This window comes from Acidovorax sp. GBBC 1281 (assembly GCF_028473645.1).
Classification (GTDB): Bacteria; Pseudomonadota; Gammaproteobacteria; order Burkholderiales; family Burkholderiaceae_C; genus Paracidovorax.
In genome coordinates this window covers 3,689,904-3,704,949 of the sequence record NZ_CP097269.1, presented here as the reverse complement: position 1 = coordinate 3,704,949, position 15,046 = coordinate 3,689,904, and the positions used below count along the sequence as shown (strand labels likewise).

General features: G+C 65.0%; 13 protein-coding genes and 1 pseudogene. 5 read left to right on the top strand and 9 right to left on the bottom strand.

Going from position 1 to position 15,046, the window contains the following annotated elements; genetic code table 11:
• Window positions 1–200: 200 nt before the first annotated feature.
• Entirely contained in the window at window positions 201–1,202 is a 1,002-nt protein-coding gene (locus tag M5C96_RS17295) for a hydrogen peroxide-inducible genes activator (protein ID WP_272564353.1), read from the top strand.
• An 18-nt stretch (window positions 1,203–1,220) separates the two neighbouring features.
• On the opposite strand, the gene map is transcribed toward M5C96_RS17295, so the two are convergent.
• The gene (gene map, locus M5C96_RS17290) at window positions 1,221–2,033 is read right to left on the bottom strand and encodes a type I methionyl aminopeptidase (protein ID WP_272564351.1); all 813 of its coding nucleotides are present in this window, start codon (window positions 2,031–2,033) and stop codon (window positions 1,221–1,223) included.
• Window positions 2,033–2,287, bottom strand: a complete 255-nt coding sequence (locus tag M5C96_RS17285; RefSeq protein WP_272564350.1) for a ParD-like family protein — start codon at window positions 2,285–2,287, stop codon at window positions 2,033–2,035. The genes map and M5C96_RS17285 overlap by 1 nt, the downstream gene beginning before the upstream one ends.
• Before the next feature lie 528 nt (window positions 2,288–2,815).
• On the opposite strand from M5C96_RS17285, the gene M5C96_RS17280 reads away from it, so the two are divergent.
• Entirely contained in the window at window positions 2,816–4,003 is a 1,188-nt protein-coding gene (locus M5C96_RS17280) for a GGDEF domain-containing protein (protein WP_272564349.1), read from the top strand.
• 86 nt (window positions 4,004–4,089) lie between these two features.
• Complete coding sequence (locus tag M5C96_RS17275) at window positions 4,090–5,028, top strand: LysR family transcriptional regulator (RefSeq protein ID WP_272564348.1); 939 nt, start codon at window positions 4,090–4,092, stop codon at window positions 5,026–5,028.
• 35 nt (window positions 5,029–5,063) lie between these two features.
• Here the strand turns inward: M5C96_RS17275 and M5C96_RS17270 are convergent, their stop codons facing one another.
• The 3 genes and pseudogenes from M5C96_RS17270 to M5C96_RS17260 all read right to left on the bottom strand — a co-directional run bounded on the left by M5C96_RS17270 (window position 5,064) and on the right by M5C96_RS17260 (window position 6,801).
• Window positions 5,064–5,447 carry a nuclear transport factor 2 family protein gene (locus M5C96_RS17270; RefSeq protein WP_272564347.1) on the bottom strand — a complete coding sequence of 128 codons (384 nt, stop codon included), beginning with the start codon at window positions 5,445–5,447 and terminating at the stop codon, window positions 5,064–5,066.
• Between the two features lie 15 nt (window positions 5,448–5,462).
• Window positions 5,463–6,362, bottom strand: a complete 900-nt coding sequence (locus M5C96_RS17265; RefSeq protein WP_272564346.1) for an amino acid ABC transporter substrate-binding protein — start codon at window positions 6,360–6,362, stop codon at window positions 5,463–5,465.
• 7 nt (window positions 6,363–6,369) lie between these two features.
• Window positions 6,370–6,801 (bottom strand): annotated as a pseudogene (locus M5C96_RS17260) (VOC family protein).
• 204 nt (window positions 6,802–7,005) lie between these two features.
• Here M5C96_RS17260 and M5C96_RS17255 point away from each other — a divergent pair.
• Window positions 7,006–7,830, top strand: coding sequence for an undecaprenyl-diphosphate phosphatase (locus tag M5C96_RS17255; RefSeq protein ID WP_272564344.1), 825 nt, complete (start codon window positions 7,006–7,008; stop codon window positions 7,828–7,830).
• Between the two features lie 187 nt (window positions 7,831–8,017).
• Entirely contained in the window at window positions 8,018–9,358 is a 1,341-nt protein-coding gene (locus M5C96_RS17250) for a diguanylate cyclase domain-containing protein (protein WP_272564342.1), read from the top strand.
• Window positions 9,359–9,430: 72 nt separating this feature from the next.
• Here the strand turns inward: M5C96_RS17250 and M5C96_RS17245 are convergent, their stop codons facing one another.
• The 4 genes from M5C96_RS17245 to M5C96_RS17230 all read right to left on the bottom strand — a co-directional run bounded on the left by M5C96_RS17245 (window position 9,431) and on the right by M5C96_RS17230 (window position 14,935).
• Complete coding sequence (locus M5C96_RS17245) at window positions 9,431–10,915, bottom strand: FAD-binding oxidoreductase (RefSeq protein ID WP_272564340.1); 1,485 nt, start codon at window positions 10,913–10,915, stop codon at window positions 9,431–9,433.
• 87 nt (window positions 10,916–11,002) lie between these two features.
• Window positions 11,003–12,799 carry a diguanylate cyclase gene (locus M5C96_RS17240; RefSeq protein WP_272564339.1) on the bottom strand — a complete coding sequence of 599 codons (1,797 nt, stop codon included), beginning with the start codon at window positions 12,797–12,799 and terminating at the stop codon, window positions 11,003–11,005.
• 449 nt (window positions 12,800–13,248) lie between these two features.
• Window positions 13,249–14,064: an alpha/beta fold hydrolase gene (locus M5C96_RS17235; RefSeq protein ID WP_272564338.1), complete on the bottom strand. Its 816-nt coding sequence runs from the start codon at window positions 14,062–14,064 to the stop codon at window positions 13,249–13,251.
• Between the two features lie 43 nt (window positions 14,065–14,107).
• Window positions 14,108–14,935 (bottom strand): proteasome-type protease, encoded by an 828-nt coding sequence (locus M5C96_RS17230; RefSeq protein WP_272564337.1) that lies wholly within the window; start codon window positions 14,933–14,935, stop codon window positions 14,108–14,110.
• Between the last annotated feature and the right edge of the window lie 111 nt (window positions 14,936–15,046).

Here is a 15,046-nt window from a genome sequence, read left to right as displayed (position 1 = left end):
GTCTGGTGAAGCGGTTGGAAACCAGCGGTGGCCAGGAGGGTGCTACCGTGCCCCCGGTGCACCCCCGGTCCTGGCGCAGGCAATGACGCGATGCCCGCATCGGCGTATTCAGTCGGCGCAATGAAATCAGCGTAATACTTGCTTCATGGATTGGTGTTAAACCGAGTCACCCCAGCTGCCGTCCCTTTTCGCCCCAGACAATGACGCTCACCGAACTCAAGTACATCGTCGCCCTTGCGCAGGAAAAGCGTTTCAGCCGCGCAGCCCACCTTTGCAATGTCTCCCAGCCCTCGCTGTCGATGGCCATCAAGAAGCTGGAAGAGGAACTGGAACTCAAGCTGTTCGAGCGCACGGCGGGGCAGGTGTCGGTCACGCCGGTGGGCGAGGAGATCGTCTACGAAGCCCGTCGTATCCTCGAGCATGCGGCCGCCATCCAGAAAATCGCCCAGCGCGGCAAGGACCCGCTGGCCGGCACGATCAAGATCGGCGTGTCCTATACCGTCGGTCCGTATCTGCTGCCCGAGCTGGTGCACCACTCCAAGGCCCGCACGCCGCAGATGGAGCTCATTCTCAAGGGCAGCTTCACGGAGCGGCTGATCGAAATGCTGGGCACTGGGGAGATCGATTGCGCCATCATGGCCGAGCCCTTTCGCTCCACCGGCCTGGCCAAGGCGGCCCTGTACGACGAACCCCTGATCGCCGCGGTGCCTGCCTCGCACATCCTGGCCCAGCGTGAAAGCGTCTCCACGACCGAGTTGCAGGGCGAGACCCTGCTGCTGCTGGAGGCCGACGAGGGTTTGCGGGAACATCTGGAGGCTTTGAGCCCCGAGGCCGCGCCAGCGCTGGGCGACGCAGAAGGGGTGAGCCACACCTTCGAAGGCTACTCGCTGGAAACCATCAAGCACATGGTCTCGCGGGGCATGGGCATCACCCTCGTGCCGCGGCTGTCGGTGCCGCAGGACCAGATGCATTCGGGCTACAAACGGCGCAAGGACGACGAGCATCCCGCCGAAAAACGCCGCCGCAACGACGACAGCCAGATCCGCTACCTGCCCATCCAGCAGGAGACCGGTCAGCCGCCACCCGTGCGCCGGATCGTGCTGGCCTGGCGCAGGAGCTTTCCACGCTACGAGGTCATCGCCGCCCTGCGCAATGCGATCTACGCGTGCGAGTTGCCCGGCGTCACGCCCATCCTGAGGTAAGCCGCTGCAGGCCTGGGATCAAGGGGCTCGTTCGCCGGCCACCAGCGGCGGGTAGGTGCCCGTCCCGTCGGGCCAGGCGGTGAGCACCTCGTACCCCTCGGGCGTGACCGCCACCATGTGCTCCCACTGGGCGGACAGGGATCGGTCCTTCGTCACCACGGTCCACCCGTCGGACAGTTGCCGGGTCTCCCTCTGGCCGGCGTTGAGCATCGGCTCGATGGTGAACACCATGCCAGGCTCCAGCCGCAGCCCCTCTCCGCACCGGCCGTAGTGCAGCACTTGCAGGTCTTCGTGATAGACCTGACCGATGCCGTGTCCGCAGTATTCGCGCACCACGCTGAAATGCTCGCGGTGGGCGACCGACTGGATGGAATGGCCGATATCGCCCAGCGTCGCTCCGGGCCGGACTTGCTGGATGCCTGCCCGCAGGGCTTCGTAGGTCGTGTCCACCAGGCGCCGCGCCAAGGTGCTGGGGGCACCGACGAAATACATGCGGCTGGTGTCGCCGAACCAGCCATCCTTGATGACGGCGACATCGATGTTAATGATGTCGCCCCGCTTCAGGATCTTGTCCGCCGAGGGAATGCCATGGCAAACCACCTGGTTGACGGAGGTCAGGATGGTCTTGGGGTACCCCTGGTAGCCCACATTGGCTGGAATGGCGCCCTGGACATTCACGATGTGGTCATGGCAGATGCGGTCGAGCGCTTCAGTGCTTACGCCGGGCACGACGTGGGGTGCCACCATGCTGAGGACCTCCGCGGCCAGTTGCCCGGCCTGCCGGGCCATCGCGATCTGCTCGGCCGACTTGATGCGAATGTCGCTGGCCATCAGTGCTGCCCGGGCGAGGAGGGGGCGGGCTTGCCCGAGGAGGCCGTGGCAGCCACCGAGATGTCCAGTCCCCCGGCGAGCTCGGCGCGGATCAGCAGCTGGCAGATTTCCCGGTGGTTCAACTCCGGATACAGCTCGGTGAGCATGCCGACGCGCATCCAGTGCTCGGCCTGCGCATTGATCGATCGGCTGAGTGCGTTGCCTGCCACGCGCAGGTTTTCATGCATCAGATCCGAAATTTTGACGATTCCCATCAGTCACCTCTATGCGAAAAGTATGTGAAGTATATATGTTTCATATGGTATTTGACCGCTTCTCACTGGTTGGAACCGTTGACGGGGGAAACCAAGCAACCTCCATTGGCCTTTAAGCTGCCGTTCTTTCCAAGCGCCAACGGGTGTTTACCGCGCAATTCGGTTCGCATTCGCTGAAATGAGAACGCGCGACCCGGTTAGGCTCGGAGCCCGCGCCGGGGGCGCGTTGCCGTGCGACGGGCTGCTGTCTTACTGCCTTATTGGGTAAAGGCTTGTATGCAAGGTCCGTTTAAACCGCCCACTCTCTCGATTTCCTGAATGGGACATCAAGAAAGCCTATCTATTGCGCTTCGACTATTGTCCTGAATGAACCAATATGTAATATTGGCAATGAAATTTTGCTTATCACTGGTCAAGGCGCGAGCATCGGTTCGATCGTAAGGAAACACTTCCATGGGTTTTAGGGATTTATGGGACACGTTACGTGCCCGCCGGCGCATGCGCTTTGAAAATACGGATGCGTTTCCAATGAGCGAAGAGTTGCACGAGCTCGAGCCCTCCACGCATTCACCCCAATCGGAGCTGGGGGTGGCCTTGATGCTGCGACGGCGGATGGACCGCCCTCGCACGCGGATGGTGCCGGTCCTGCTGTGCTTGCTGTATCTGGCTTGCGTGCTGGTTTACTTTGCCTTGGGCGTGGTGGGTTTTTCCACGGTGCTGATGGTCGCGGCCCTCATCGCATTGCTGGTGGTCGCTTTCATGGGCCTTTTCTATTTGGGTGTGCACGAGCATTTCGCCGACCGCCAAATGCGGTTGCCCATCGTGATCGGCTCGGCGGGCGCATTGCTTCTGGTTTTTTATCTGGAGCCCGTCACGCAGATTGCCTTGGCGCCGTTTTTGTTCGTGGTCATGGCCTATGGCCTGTTCACCCTGTCGCGCAACATGGCACTGGCGGTGTGCGTCGGTATCCTCGCGGTCTACGGCGCGATCAGCGGTCTGCACTATGCCCAGAACGAAAATACCGCCTTGCTGCGCCTGGAAGTGCTGCATATCGTGTCCCTGGCACTGGCATTACCCGCCTATGTGCTGTTGATGGGGCGTGTGCGCATGTTGCACCGGTTGCTGCAAAAGAAAAGCAGCGAAGTGCGCTCCATTACCGAAAGCGCGCGCCGCGACGCTCTGGCGGGATGCCTGAACCGACGGTCTGTCCTGGCCGCCCTCGAAGAGCAAAAGCAGTTGGCGGACGAAAGCGGCATTCCGCTTTGCATGGCCGTGGTGGATCTGGATCACTTCAAGCGGATCAACGACGAAATGGGCCACCTGGAAGGGGACGAAGTGCTTCGCACCTTTGCCAAGCTGGGGCAGGGCGCTGTGCGGGCCGACGATTACTTCGGCCGGTACGGTGGCGAAGAATTCCTGGTGATCTTTCCTGCGACGCCCTTGCTGCCCGCGCTGAACACCTGCGAGCGCATCCGCGTGCAGGTGGAGTCGCACGCTTGGGAAAACCCCCGTCTGCGGGGCCGGGTGACGGTGTCGATCGGTGTCACCCAGTACGTGCTGGGCGAAACCGCCCTCGAGTTCTTCGCCCGCGCCGATGCTGCGATGTACATGGCCAAGCAAGGCGGGCGAAACCAGGTGGTGGTGCAGGAACCCGTGGGGGCCGGCAGTGCGGCGAACGACGAAGAGGTGCAGGTGCCATCGCACGGCTACTTCTAGGAGAGCCTTTCCGCGGCCCTCTATCTGAGCCACAAAAAAATCATCGGATTCTTTGAATTTCCATCGATTTCTAGGATGCTTCGTCGATGATCCCTGAACTCAAGACCCTCATCGCGGTCTGCAAGTACGGAACCTTCGCCTCAGCGGGGGAGCAGATCGGACTGACCCAGTCGGCCGTCAGCAGCCAGATCAAGCGGCTCGAAGACGCGTTGGGATTTCCCCTGTTCGATAGGACCGGCCGCTCTGCAACGCTGAACGCGGCCGGACAAACGACTGTCGAGCGTGCGGAGGTCATCTGCGCGCTCTTTTCAAAGCTCGGTGATCCCTCCGATGAAAGCGCTACGCAGGGGGTTCTGCGCATCGGCTCCATTGCCTCGGCGCAGCCGACGCTCGTGGCACGTGCGCTGGAGGGCCTGAGGCGCTTGTTTCCGCTGGTCCGCGTGCACGTCTCGCCCGGTGTTTCCATGCGTTTGATGGATGATCTCGATGCGGGAAAAATCGATGCGGCGGTGATGATCCGCCCTCCCTTCGGCATGCCCTCCGACATGGCGTGGCAAGCGCTGGTCCACGAGCCCTTCGTGCTGGTCGGTCCGAAGGAGGGGACGGCCCGCAAGGATTGGCGCACCCTGATCCAGGAGCGGCCATTTCTTCGCTATGATCGGGTCTCGTTCGGTGGCCGCATGGTCGAAGGTTTCCTGCGGCGCCAGGGCTTGGCGGTCAATGAGGCCATCGAACTGGATGAGATTCCCGGACTCATTCATCTCGCATCGAAAGGGGTGGGCGTTGCGGTGGTTCCGCTGGTGGAAGCCCATCTGCCGTTGCCCGATGGCGTGCGTGTGATCTCGCTGCAAGAACACACCTTCTATCGGGAGATCGGGTTGCTCCAGCGTCGGGCCCAGACCGGTTCGCCGGTCGTGGCCCACTTCTCGCGGAGCCTGGCAGAGGCTTCGCAGATCGGCCGCGTGAAGGCGCCGGCCGGGACCAAGGCGCACGTCCAGGCCTCCCGTCGCCCTAAAACGCCATAGCGTGAATGCCGCGGTGGCGCGGCATCCGTTGAGCCTCAGCCGAACTGGTGGTAAACCTTTGCGATGACTTTCCAATCGCCCCCGATCTTGATGAGCGTGAGATAGTCGTTGTGGTCGGCACCGATGGCATCCTTTTCCATGTCGACCCCGATCACGGCCGTGGTGGGCGTGATGGCCAGAACGTCCAGCCGGGCCGCGATCTCCGGGGCTTTTCCGTTCTTCTGCACGAAGTCGAACAGGTTGGCCACCGGGCCTCCGAGCAGTTCACCATGGGTGAAGCCGTACATCACCGCGTCTTGGTGGAAAGCCTGGGCAATCGCCTCGATGCTGCCGATCCGCAGGCCATCGACGTATTTCTGTGCGACCGCCACCACGGTGTGATAGTCGCTGGTCGGAACCGATTTGCTGTTTTGTGTCATAGGGTGCTCACGCATTCAGCGTGCCTCGTACTCTTCCATGGGTTTGTCGTTGGGGTCGGCCCAGGCGGCTCGGGTCATTTCGGTCGCTGGCAGCCCGACAGTTGCGTTCTGCGGCGGGATCGGTTTCATGAACCATTTGTCATAGAGGCGCGCCACTTCCCCGCTCCTGGCGAGTGACACGATGCTCTGATCGACCACCTGCTTGAATGCCGGATCCCCCTTGGGCAACATGATGGCGATGGGTTCGGTGCTCAGGACCTGGTCCAGCAGCTTGTATTGCCCGGGGGTTTTGCTCTTGGAGATCAGCGTTGCAAGAATCTGCCCGTCCGCCGCGAAACCGTCGGCGCGACCAGTCTCCAGCAGCAGGAATCCTTCGCTGTTGTCCTTGGCCAGGAGTTCCGAGGCGTCGCTCTTGAGCTTTCGCAGCACCTGAACCGAGGTGCTGCCCGAGGTGGCCGCGATCGTCTTGCCGGCCAACTGTGCCGTCGACTGGATGGTGGAGCCCGACCTGACCGCGATGCGAACCCCTTCCACATAGAGCGTTGGGGCAAATGCCACGTCTTTTTGGCGTGCGAGGTTGTTCGTCGTGGTGCCGCATTCAAGGTCCACCGTGCCGTTTTGAACGAGCGCAATGCGGTTCTGTGGTGTCACCAGCTGGTACTTCACCTCCAGCCGGTCGAGTTGCGCGGCCTTCTTGACGTCGGCAATGACGCGTTCGCAGATCTCCACATGGAAGCCGGTGTATTTGCCCGGCCCCGTCGTGAACGACATGGCGCCGGATGCATCGCGAACGCCCATCGTGACCGTCGCCGACTCCCTGATCTTTTTCAAGGTATCGGTTTGCGCAGAGGCCGAAGCTGCAAGCGCCATGAGCACCGCGGCCATGCCAGCGCGGGTGGTGAGGAAAGGGTTCATCGCGTTCTCACTTGGCGAAGAGCGAACCCAGGTCTGCGAAGGCCTTCATCTCGATGGCATTGCCCGAGGGGTCCAGGAAGAACATGGTCGCCTGCTCGCCAGGTTCGCCTTTGAAGCGGATGTACGGCTCGATGACGAATTTTGTTTGTACGGCAGCCAGCTTGTCTGCCAGGGCCTGCCATGTGTCCATGGGCAAGATGGCACCGAAATGCCGAACGGGTACGTCATGCCCGTCGACGGCGCTGCTCGCCCTGTGGCCGCATTCTTCGGGGGCCAGGTGGGCGACGATCTGATGGCCGTAGAAGTCGAAATCGACCCACTCCGGAGCGCTTCGGCCTTCAGGACAGCCCAGAAGCTGCCCGTAGAAAGCGCGGGCTTACGCGATGTCGCGGACGGGAAAAGCAAGATGGAAAGGAATGCGTGCAGGGGTGTTTGTCATGGCGTCGTCGTGGTGTGGAAATTCGACATGACCCAGACTTTAGAAAACAACACGCATAACCGAAAACGATATATCTTCTTGCTGACCACCAATTGAATTGATGCTCGCGCCGAGGTGAAACGGCCTTCGTGCGATCGTCCCCCGGAACCGGCCGCCGCTGTTGCGGCGCGCCGATAATCCCGGCTGTCATTTCAAGGAGCGCCAGTGGACGTCGTATTGTTGGTCAAGGCCGCCATCATGGGGGTGGTCGAGGGCCTGACCGAGTTTCTTCCCATCTCTTCCACCGGGCATCTGATCCTGGCGGGTTCATTGCTCGGGTTCGACGATGCCAAGGCCAAGGTCTTCGACATCGCCATCCAGACCGGGGCGATCTTCGCGGTGATTCTGGTCTATTGGCAGAAGATCCGGGCCACTGTGGTGGCGCTGCCCACGCAGCGGCAGGCGCGGCGCTTCGCACTCAACGTGATCATCGGATTCCTGCCCGCCGTGGTGCTGGCGCTGATCTTCGGCAAGCTCATCAAGGAGCACCTGTTCACGCCCGTGGTGGTGGCCAGCACGTTCATCCTGGGCGGCTTCGTCATCCTGTGGGCCGAGCGCCGTTCGCCCCGCGCGGTGCGCGTTCACGAGGTGGACGACATGACGCCGCTCGATGCCCTCAAGGTGGGGCTGGCGCAGTGTCTGGCGATGGTGCCGGGCACGAGCCGCAGCGGCGCCACCATCATCGGCGGCATGCTGCTGGGGCTGTCTCGCAAGGCCGCCACCGACTTCTCGTTTTTCCTGGCCATCCCGACGCTGATCGGTGCGGGGGTCTACAGCCTGTACAAGGAGCGGCACCTGCTGACGGTGGGCGACGTGCCCCTGTTCGCGGTCGGGCTGGTGTTCTCGTTCATCAGCGCGTGGCTCTGCGTGCGCTGGCTGCTGCGCTACATCAGCACGCACAGCTTCGTGCCGTTCGCGTACTACCGCATCGGCTTCGGCATCGTGGTGCTGGTGACTGCCTGGACCGGGTGGGTGACCTGGGCGGATTGACGGGGCGCCGGCCACTCGCGCCAGTGGCGGCCTGCCAGCCCATCCGCTGAGGCATTGGTAACAGAAAGTGATAAGCTGCCCCGTGCAAGCCGGAATGCCGGGGGATGGCGGCGGCAGGCTGCCGCAGTGCCCCTTTTAGCCCCGGTTGCCCACGCCGCCAACGACAACAGTCAAAGGTTCCCGCCGTATGACGCCAAACGAGCTGCCGGGATTTCGCACGCTGCCCGCGTCGAGGGCGGCCGCCGAGTTTTCAGCCGAAGAGATGCTGGGGTTGCTCACTCGCAGCGTGGGCGCCACCGTGGCGGCGGTGAACCGGCAGCAGCGCGTCGTGTACGTGAACGACGAATACGCCCGCTGGTTCGGCGCGCCCGCCTCGGAGCTGGTCGGCAAGACGCTGCTGGAACTGTACGGCGATTACAACCATTCGCGCTTCATGCCGTTCGTGGAGCGGGTGTTGCGCGGCGAGCGGCTGAACTACCAGCGCCTGGTGCACAACCCCGAAGGCTTCGAGGAATGGCGCACCATCTGCCTTGCGCCCTGGCGCAACGCCCAGGGCGAGATCGACGGATTCGTCACCACGGCCCTGGATGTGCATGAACTGCAGGTGACCATGAACGCCTTGCGCGCGGCCAACCAGCGGTTGTCTTCGCACATGGACAACAGCCCCCTGGCCGTGCTGGAGATGGACCACGAATTGCGGCTGCTGCACTGCTCGCGCCGCGCCATCCAGCTGATGGGCTGGGAAGATGTGGTGCAGGTCGAGGCGCGGTCGCTGCTGGCGCTGCCGGGCACGGCGGCCATGGACGAGAACCTCACCCAGGCCCTGGCCAGCCTGCAATCGGGCCGCGAATCCCAGAACCGCGTGGAAACCTGCTTCCTGCGCGGCGACGGCACCGAGATGCACTGCGAGTGGTTCAACTCCGCGCTCACCGACGCCGAAGGCCGGGTGACCTCGATCATGTCGCTGGTGCAGGACGTTTCTTCCAAGATCGAGATCTCGCGCCAGCAGCAGTACCTGGCCAATCACGACTCGCTCACCGGCCTGTACAACCGATCGGCCTTCCACCGCCGTTGCGAACGGTCGCTGGAGGCCGCGCGCCACCAGGCCGGCACGGTGGCGCTGCTGTTCATCGACCTGGACGGCTTCAAGAAGATCAACGACGAGCAGGGCCACAAGGTGGGCGACGAGGTGCTGCGGCTCGTGGCCAAGCGCCTGGGCAACGTGGTGCGGGCGCAGGACACCGTGGCCCGGCTGGGAGGCGACGAGTTCCTGGTGATGCTGGACACCGACGTGGACCATGGCGCCCCCAACAGCCTGGGCCATCGCATCATCGATGCGCTGGGCCAGCCGATGCGGGTGGAGGGGCGCGACGTGCGCGTGGGCGCCAGCATCGGCGTGGCGACGTATCCGCCCATCGAGGGCGATATCGAGGTGCTCATGGTTCGGGCGGACCAGGCCATGTATGCCGCCAAACGCGCGGGCTCGGGCTGCGTGCGCTACGCCGAGCCGCCTGCCGAGCGGCCTTGACCGGGCCGGCGGCCTGGCCGGCATGCCGCCCGCCCTTGCGTGCGAGTGGCATGCGCGGCTTCATGCGCCGGGTCAGTCTTTCGGAGGCGGCGGCAGCGCGATGCTCTGCGCGTAATGGAAGAAGTTCGTCGGGTCGTACTGCAGCTTGACCTGCTGCAGCTTGGCGTACGTGGGGGCATCCCAGTAGGCGTCGGCGAAGTTCTCCAGCGTGGCGTCGGGGTAGTTCTGGTACACGGCACCGCACAGCCACGGCTTGACCAGTTCCATCAGGCCCGCCAGCCACAGCTCCATGTGGGCGCGCTCTTCTTCGTCGCGCCAGAACACGTCCACCACCAGGTCGCAGTCCATGTGGCGATGGATGAAGGCGCTGTCGGCCGCGGGGTAGCGGTTGATTGCGCCGCCATAGGGCTCCAGGTACGCGAGCGACCAGGTGTTGGGCGAGGTGCTGAAATAGTCCACCAGCTGCTGCCACTGCGCCTGGGTGACCGGCTGCGCGATGTACGCGCTGGCCTTGGATTCGCAGATGTGGGGGGGCAGGTTGTCGGGCAACGTGTAGGGCTCGTCCTCCAGGTAGCTGTTCATGTCCGGGTAGGTGCCCGTCTTGTCCACCAGCAGCTTCGCGCTCGGCACGGCCAGCAGGGAGGCGATGGCGTGCATGCCGTCCTCGCGCGAACCGCAGAACATGCCCTGCACCATGTACACGGGCTTGCCGTTCAGGTAGCCCAGATTCATCATGTAGCCGAGCGTGTCGGGCGCGCCCACCTTCATGTAGCTGGTCTGGAACAGCTCCAGCACCTGCGCGGCGTGCGCCGCATCCCAGCTGATGGACCAGGCCCACACCTGGTCGAGCGGCACCATGCGGTAGGTCACCTGCAGCACCACGCCGAAGTTGCCCCCCGTGCCGCCGCGCAGCGCCCAGAAGAGGTCCGGGTTCTCCGTTTTGCTGGCCGTCACGGTGGTGCCGTCGGCCAGCATCACGCGCATCGAATCCACCAGGTCGCTCTGGATGCCGAAGGCGCGCGAGGTGTAGCCGTAGCCGCCCCCCTGCACGAAGCCCCCCACGCACACGTTGCCGCAGGCGCCGGTGGGAACGTGCCAGCCGGTGTTGTTCATCGCGGCATTGAACTGTTCGAATTGGGTGCCGGGCAGCACATGCACGAGCGCCTGGGCGCGATCCAGCACCACGCCGCTCATCAGGCTGAGGTCGATCACCATGCCGCTGTTGACCGAGTAGCCGGCGGTGCTGTGGCCGCCCGAGCGCACGGCCACCCAGGCGTTGAAGGTGCGGGCGTAGGCCAGGCACAGCGCCACGTCGGTCTCGCAAGCGCAGTACACGATGACCCACGGGTAGGATTGGAAGGCCGGGTTGGACTCCTGGCGGTCGTTTTCGTATCTCGGATCGCCGGGCACGATGATGCGCCCGAGCAGGCCGTCTTCCAGCGCGGCCAGCGCCTGCCATGGCGTGGGATCGTCTGCGGGCTGGTTGGCGGCCAGTGCGTTCAGGTGGGCGACGCGGGCGTCCTTGGCAATGCGGGCGGGACTCTTGCGGTGGGCCATGGGGTGAAGCTCCTTGGGTGGTTGGACGATGGAAGGAAAAAAAAGGGGCTTGGGGCGGATGGGCTGTGGGGGCCGGGTGGCGAGGCATCAGGAGGACAACAGCGCCAGGTCCCCGGTGTTGCGCCGCACGCAGAACTTGCCGCTCTGCTTGCCGGTGTACATCGCGGCATCGGCCAGCTTGATCAACAGGGCCGGCTCGGTGGAGTCCAGCGGCGCCAGGGCGTAGCCGATGGTCAGGCCCACCTGCAGTTCGAGATTGCCCAGCACGATGGGGGTGCGAAACGCATCGAGCAACTGGTTGCCGAGCGCATGCGCCTGCTCGGGGCTGGCCAGGTCGTTGGCCAGCACCACGAATTCGTCGCCGCCGATGCGGGCGACCGTGTCGGTGTGGCGCAGGTGTTCGTGCAGGCGCGCCGTCACCGCCACCAGCAGCTGGTCGCCCACGTCGTGCCCGTGGCTGTCGTTCACCGGCTTGAAGCCGTCCAGGTCGAGCATGTACACGGCCGCTAGATGCTCTGGCGTGCACCGGGCCATCGCGGCCGCTAGCGCCAGGTCGAGCCCGCGCCGGTTCGCCAGGCCGGTGAGCGGGTCGGTGTGCGCGAGCGAGCGCATGGCGTCGCGCTCGCGGCGGGCATCGCGCGCGGCCCGGCCCAGCGCCGCCGTGCGCAGCCCCAGCACACGCATGAACAGCAGCATGTCCACCACCGTGCCGATCTGCAGGGCATGCAGCGTCCAGCCGTTGGCCGGCAGCAGGCCTTGCGACAGGCCGGCCATGGTGGCCGCCGCGACGAAGAACGCGGCGGCGGCCAGCAGCAGCGTGGCACCCAGCGGATCGCGCCGCCGCGCGCGGGCCCAGGCCACCGGCACGCTCATCAGCCAGGGCAGGGGGCCCAGGGCGGTGAGCAGCACCATGGCCGTGCGCGTGTCGATCCCGTCCACCAGAAAGGCGGCGCCCAGCACCGCGCTGACCGCGGCGGCGCCCTGCATGGCGCGAAAGAAACCGCCACGCGCCTTGCCCTCCAGCAGGGCCTGCCCGAGAAACAGGAACGTGGTCGCCAGCGCCGCGAAGCCGCACAGGGTGGCGATGTGCAGCTCGACCCAGAGCTGGTCGCGCCAGAGGTACTGCGCCCCGATCCCGAAGAGCTGCAGGCAAAAGCCCGCGCTGGCAGCGACCAGCAGCGCGTAGTGCAGGAAGAGCCGCTCGCCTCCTCCGATCCATTGCCCCAGGCTGTAGATCAGCAGGCAAAGGGCCAGCCCGGCGAACAGGCCCTGCAGCATCTGCTCGGCGAGCGCGCCCGAGAGAAATTGCGGCGCCTGCGCCACGGTGGCGGGCAGGACCATGCTGCCGCCCGTGCGCACACGCACCAGCAGTTCGTAGGGCACGCTGGCGGTCATCTTGAGGCCCGTCGCCGGGGTGCGTGATTGCCAGGGGCGCTGGCTGAAGGGACGCATGTTGCCCATGGTGGCCTGCTGCACGATGCGGCCGCCTTGCGCCAGGTAGAGGTCCACCTGGTGCAGGGCAGAGTAGTCGATGTTCACGACCCACTCCGTGTTTGCCCCCGCCTGGTTGACCAGCGTGGCGCGCAGCCACAGGGCGCCCGCATGCACTCCGAGCGATCCGCCCGTGTGGGCCGGCGCGGCAAATGCGCCAGGGCTTGCCAGGGCTTCTTCGGCTGTCAGCGCGGCGGTGCGGTCGGCCAGCACCGTGAAGGCTTGCCACAGGTTCGCGGGCGGCATGCCATCGTGCAGCACCAGCGGTGGGGCCGCCTGGGCCGCGGGGGCGAGCAATCCGGACACCACCACCATCCACCCCGGCAGAAGGCGGCGCAGCCAGCACCGCAGGAAGGCTGTAGACCACGGATGCAAGCGGGAGAACAGGCGCATGGCAGCAGTGGCAATGGGGGCGACGCGGTGGCTTGTGCGTCAGCGCACCGTGCGCGAATGGCGGGCGCACCGCCCGCCGGGAGGTGTCGGGCGACGTGTCATGTGCGCAAGCCGCCGCAGGGCGGGCAGGGGGCCTGGCTGGACTCGAGAGCAGCGCAGCGGGGGCGGGTTGTGTCGGGATAAGGCATGCTGTATCACGTTGTAACGCTGCCGCAGTGTATGAGAACTTTCTCCGCAGATTCCATTTTTTTGATGGATGCGGTACGTTGGCCACACGAAAAGCGGCTGCCATGCTGCAGTGGGTGGTCATGGCGCGGCGAGTGGCCATGGAGCCCCTTCGGGCGCGGAATGCGCGTTGCAGCCTTTAACGTCGGCGCTCGCTCAGCGGCACTTTGGACCTGCGCGGAATGGAAGCCGTGCGGGCGCAGCGCGACCAGGGGGGAAGAGGCTCAGGCGGTCCGGACCGCCATGAGATTCAGCAGCGCGGCCTCGATGGCGGCGGCCGTGGTCTTGGGCTGTTCCATCGGGAAGAGGTGGCTTCCGTCGAGCACCGTCACCCGCCCCTGGGTGATGCTCAGCGTCATCGCCATGCCCACCTGCCGCACCTCGGCCGACGAGCGCCCGCCGATGAACGCCGCAGGGCAGCGCAGCGGGTGCGCTCGCAGCAGCTGCGACAGGTTGTGCGGCAGGGTGTTGTAGATGGCGGTCTCCACGGCCCGGTCGAAATGCAGCATGTGCCGGCCCTCGTGCTCGCGCAGGCCGTGCTGGATGTAGTCGCGCAGGACCTCGCCGTCCCACTGCGCGAAGGCCTTCTTCTTGCGGAAATGCTCCAGCGCCTCGTCGGGGCTGGCCCACGCGTTGCGCCGGGCCCGGCTGACCTTGCCGGGCGACACGGCACCCACCAGTTGCGTCTGCTTGGCCATGCCCAGCGCACTGGCGCGCCAGCCGCTGATGAGGGGCGAGTCGATCATCAGCACACCGCGCGCCAGTTCGGGGTGGCGCGCAGCGGTCATCACGCTCAGGAAGCCGCCGAGCGAATGGCCCACGAAGAACACCGGCCCGCCCGCGCGCTGCACCTGCTCCTGCGCGAAGTCGGCCAGCTGCTGCACCAGGTGCGGCCAGTTGTTGGTGACGGGGTACTCGGGCGCATGCCCGTAGCGGTCCAGCGCGCTGACATCGAAACCCCGGTCCTTCAGGTGGCGAAACAGCACCGAGTAAGTGCCTGCCGGAAAGCTGTTGGCGTGCGAGAAGACGATGGGGAGCATGGGGCTTCGGCGGCTGCTGCCGTGGCGGCGTGCCGCCAGGGCGTCAGACGAGCTTGTCGCGCGGGTTGGTGATCTTCTTGATCGGGCGGCTGCGCGATGGCTCGACCTTGATCGGCACCTTGGTCAGGCCGCCGTGCCATGCGGGGTCTTCGATGCTGTCGAACACCTCGCGCAGCTTCTCGCCCCAGCTGTTGTGCAGCATGCGGAAGTAGGGGTTGTGCTCGTCGATGCAGACGATCTTGTCGGTGGCGAACTGGCCCACCTCGTACACCACCAGGTCCAGCGGCAGGCCTACCGAGAGGTTGGACTTGAGCGTGCTGTCCATGGACACCAGCGCGCACTTGGCGGCCTCGTCCAGCGGCGTGTCGGGCGTCAGCACGCGGTCGAGCACGGGCTTGCCGTATTTGGATTCGCCCACCTGGAAGTACGGCGTCTCGGACGTGGCTTCGATGAAGTTGCCCGCCGAGTACACCTGAAAGAGCCGCATGCCCTCGCCCTGGATCTGCCCGCCGAACACCAGCGAGACATTGAAGTCCACACCCGAGCGCTTGAGCGCAGCGCCGTCGCGTTCATGCACGTGGCGCACGGCGGCGCCCAGCACGCGGGCGGCATCGAACATGCTCTTGGCATTCCAGATCGTCATCGGCTCGCCGCCCTCGCGGTCGGTGAGCTGCTCGGACTGCAGGATCTCGCGCACCGACTGGGAGATGCTCAGGTTGCCGGCGGACAGCAGCACCATGAATCGGTCGCCCGCCTTCTCGTAGATCATCATCTTGCGAAAGGAGCTGATCTGGTCCAGGCCCGCATTGGTGCGGGAATCGGACAGGAAAACCAGTCCGGCGTTGAGCTTGATGGCGACGCAATACGTCATGGAGGGCAATTGGGGGACAAAGGGTCGAGTGTAGGCGTTGTCGCCGTTGCGCTGCGGACTTGCCCCAAGACGGTGCGTCAGAAACAGGGGACAAACGGTGCGGCGTGTCGC

Bases quoted from the DNA above. Each gene is read 5' to 3' on its own strand.
- M5C96_RS17295 (WP_272564353.1), top strand. From the start codon at position 201: ATGACGCTCACCGAACTCAAGTACATCGTCGCCCTTGCGCAGGAAAAG.
- map (WP_272564351.1), bottom strand. From the start codon at position 2,033: ATGGCCAGCGACATTCGCATCAAGTCGGCCGAGCAGATCGCGATGGCC.
- M5C96_RS17285 (WP_272564350.1), bottom strand. From the start codon at position 2,287: ATGGGAATCGTCAAAATTTCGGATCTGATGCATGAAAACCTGCGCGTG.
- M5C96_RS17280 (WP_272564349.1), top strand. From the start codon at position 2,816: ATGAGCGAAGAGTTGCACGAGCTCGAGCCCTCCACGCATTCACCCCAA.
- M5C96_RS17275 (WP_272564348.1), top strand. From the start codon at position 4,090: ATGATCCCTGAACTCAAGACCCTCATCGCGGTCTGCAAGTACGGAACC.
- M5C96_RS17270 (WP_272564347.1), bottom strand. From the start codon at position 5,447: ATGACACAAAACAGCAAATCGGTTCCGACCAGCGACTATCACACCGTG.
- M5C96_RS17265 (WP_272564346.1), bottom strand. From the start codon at position 6,362: ATGAACCCTTTCCTCACCACCCGCGCTGGCATGGCCGCGGTGCTCATG.
- M5C96_RS17250 (WP_272564342.1), top strand. From the start codon at position 8,018: ATGACGCCAAACGAGCTGCCGGGATTTCGCACGCTGCCCGCGTCGAGG.
- M5C96_RS17245 (WP_272564340.1), bottom strand. From the start codon at position 10,915: ATGGCCCACCGCAAGAGTCCCGCCCGCATTGCCAAGGACGCCCGCGTC.
- M5C96_RS17240 (WP_272564339.1), bottom strand. From the start codon at position 12,799: ATGCGCCTGTTCTCCCGCTTGCATCCGTGGTCTACAGCCTTCCTGCGG.
- M5C96_RS17235 (WP_272564338.1), bottom strand. From the start codon at position 14,064: ATGCTCCCCATCGTCTTCTCGCACGCCAACAGCTTTCCGGCAGGCACT.
- M5C96_RS17230 (WP_272564337.1), bottom strand. From the start codon at position 14,935: ATGACGTATTGCGTCGCCATCAAGCTCAACGCCGGACTGGTTTTCCTG.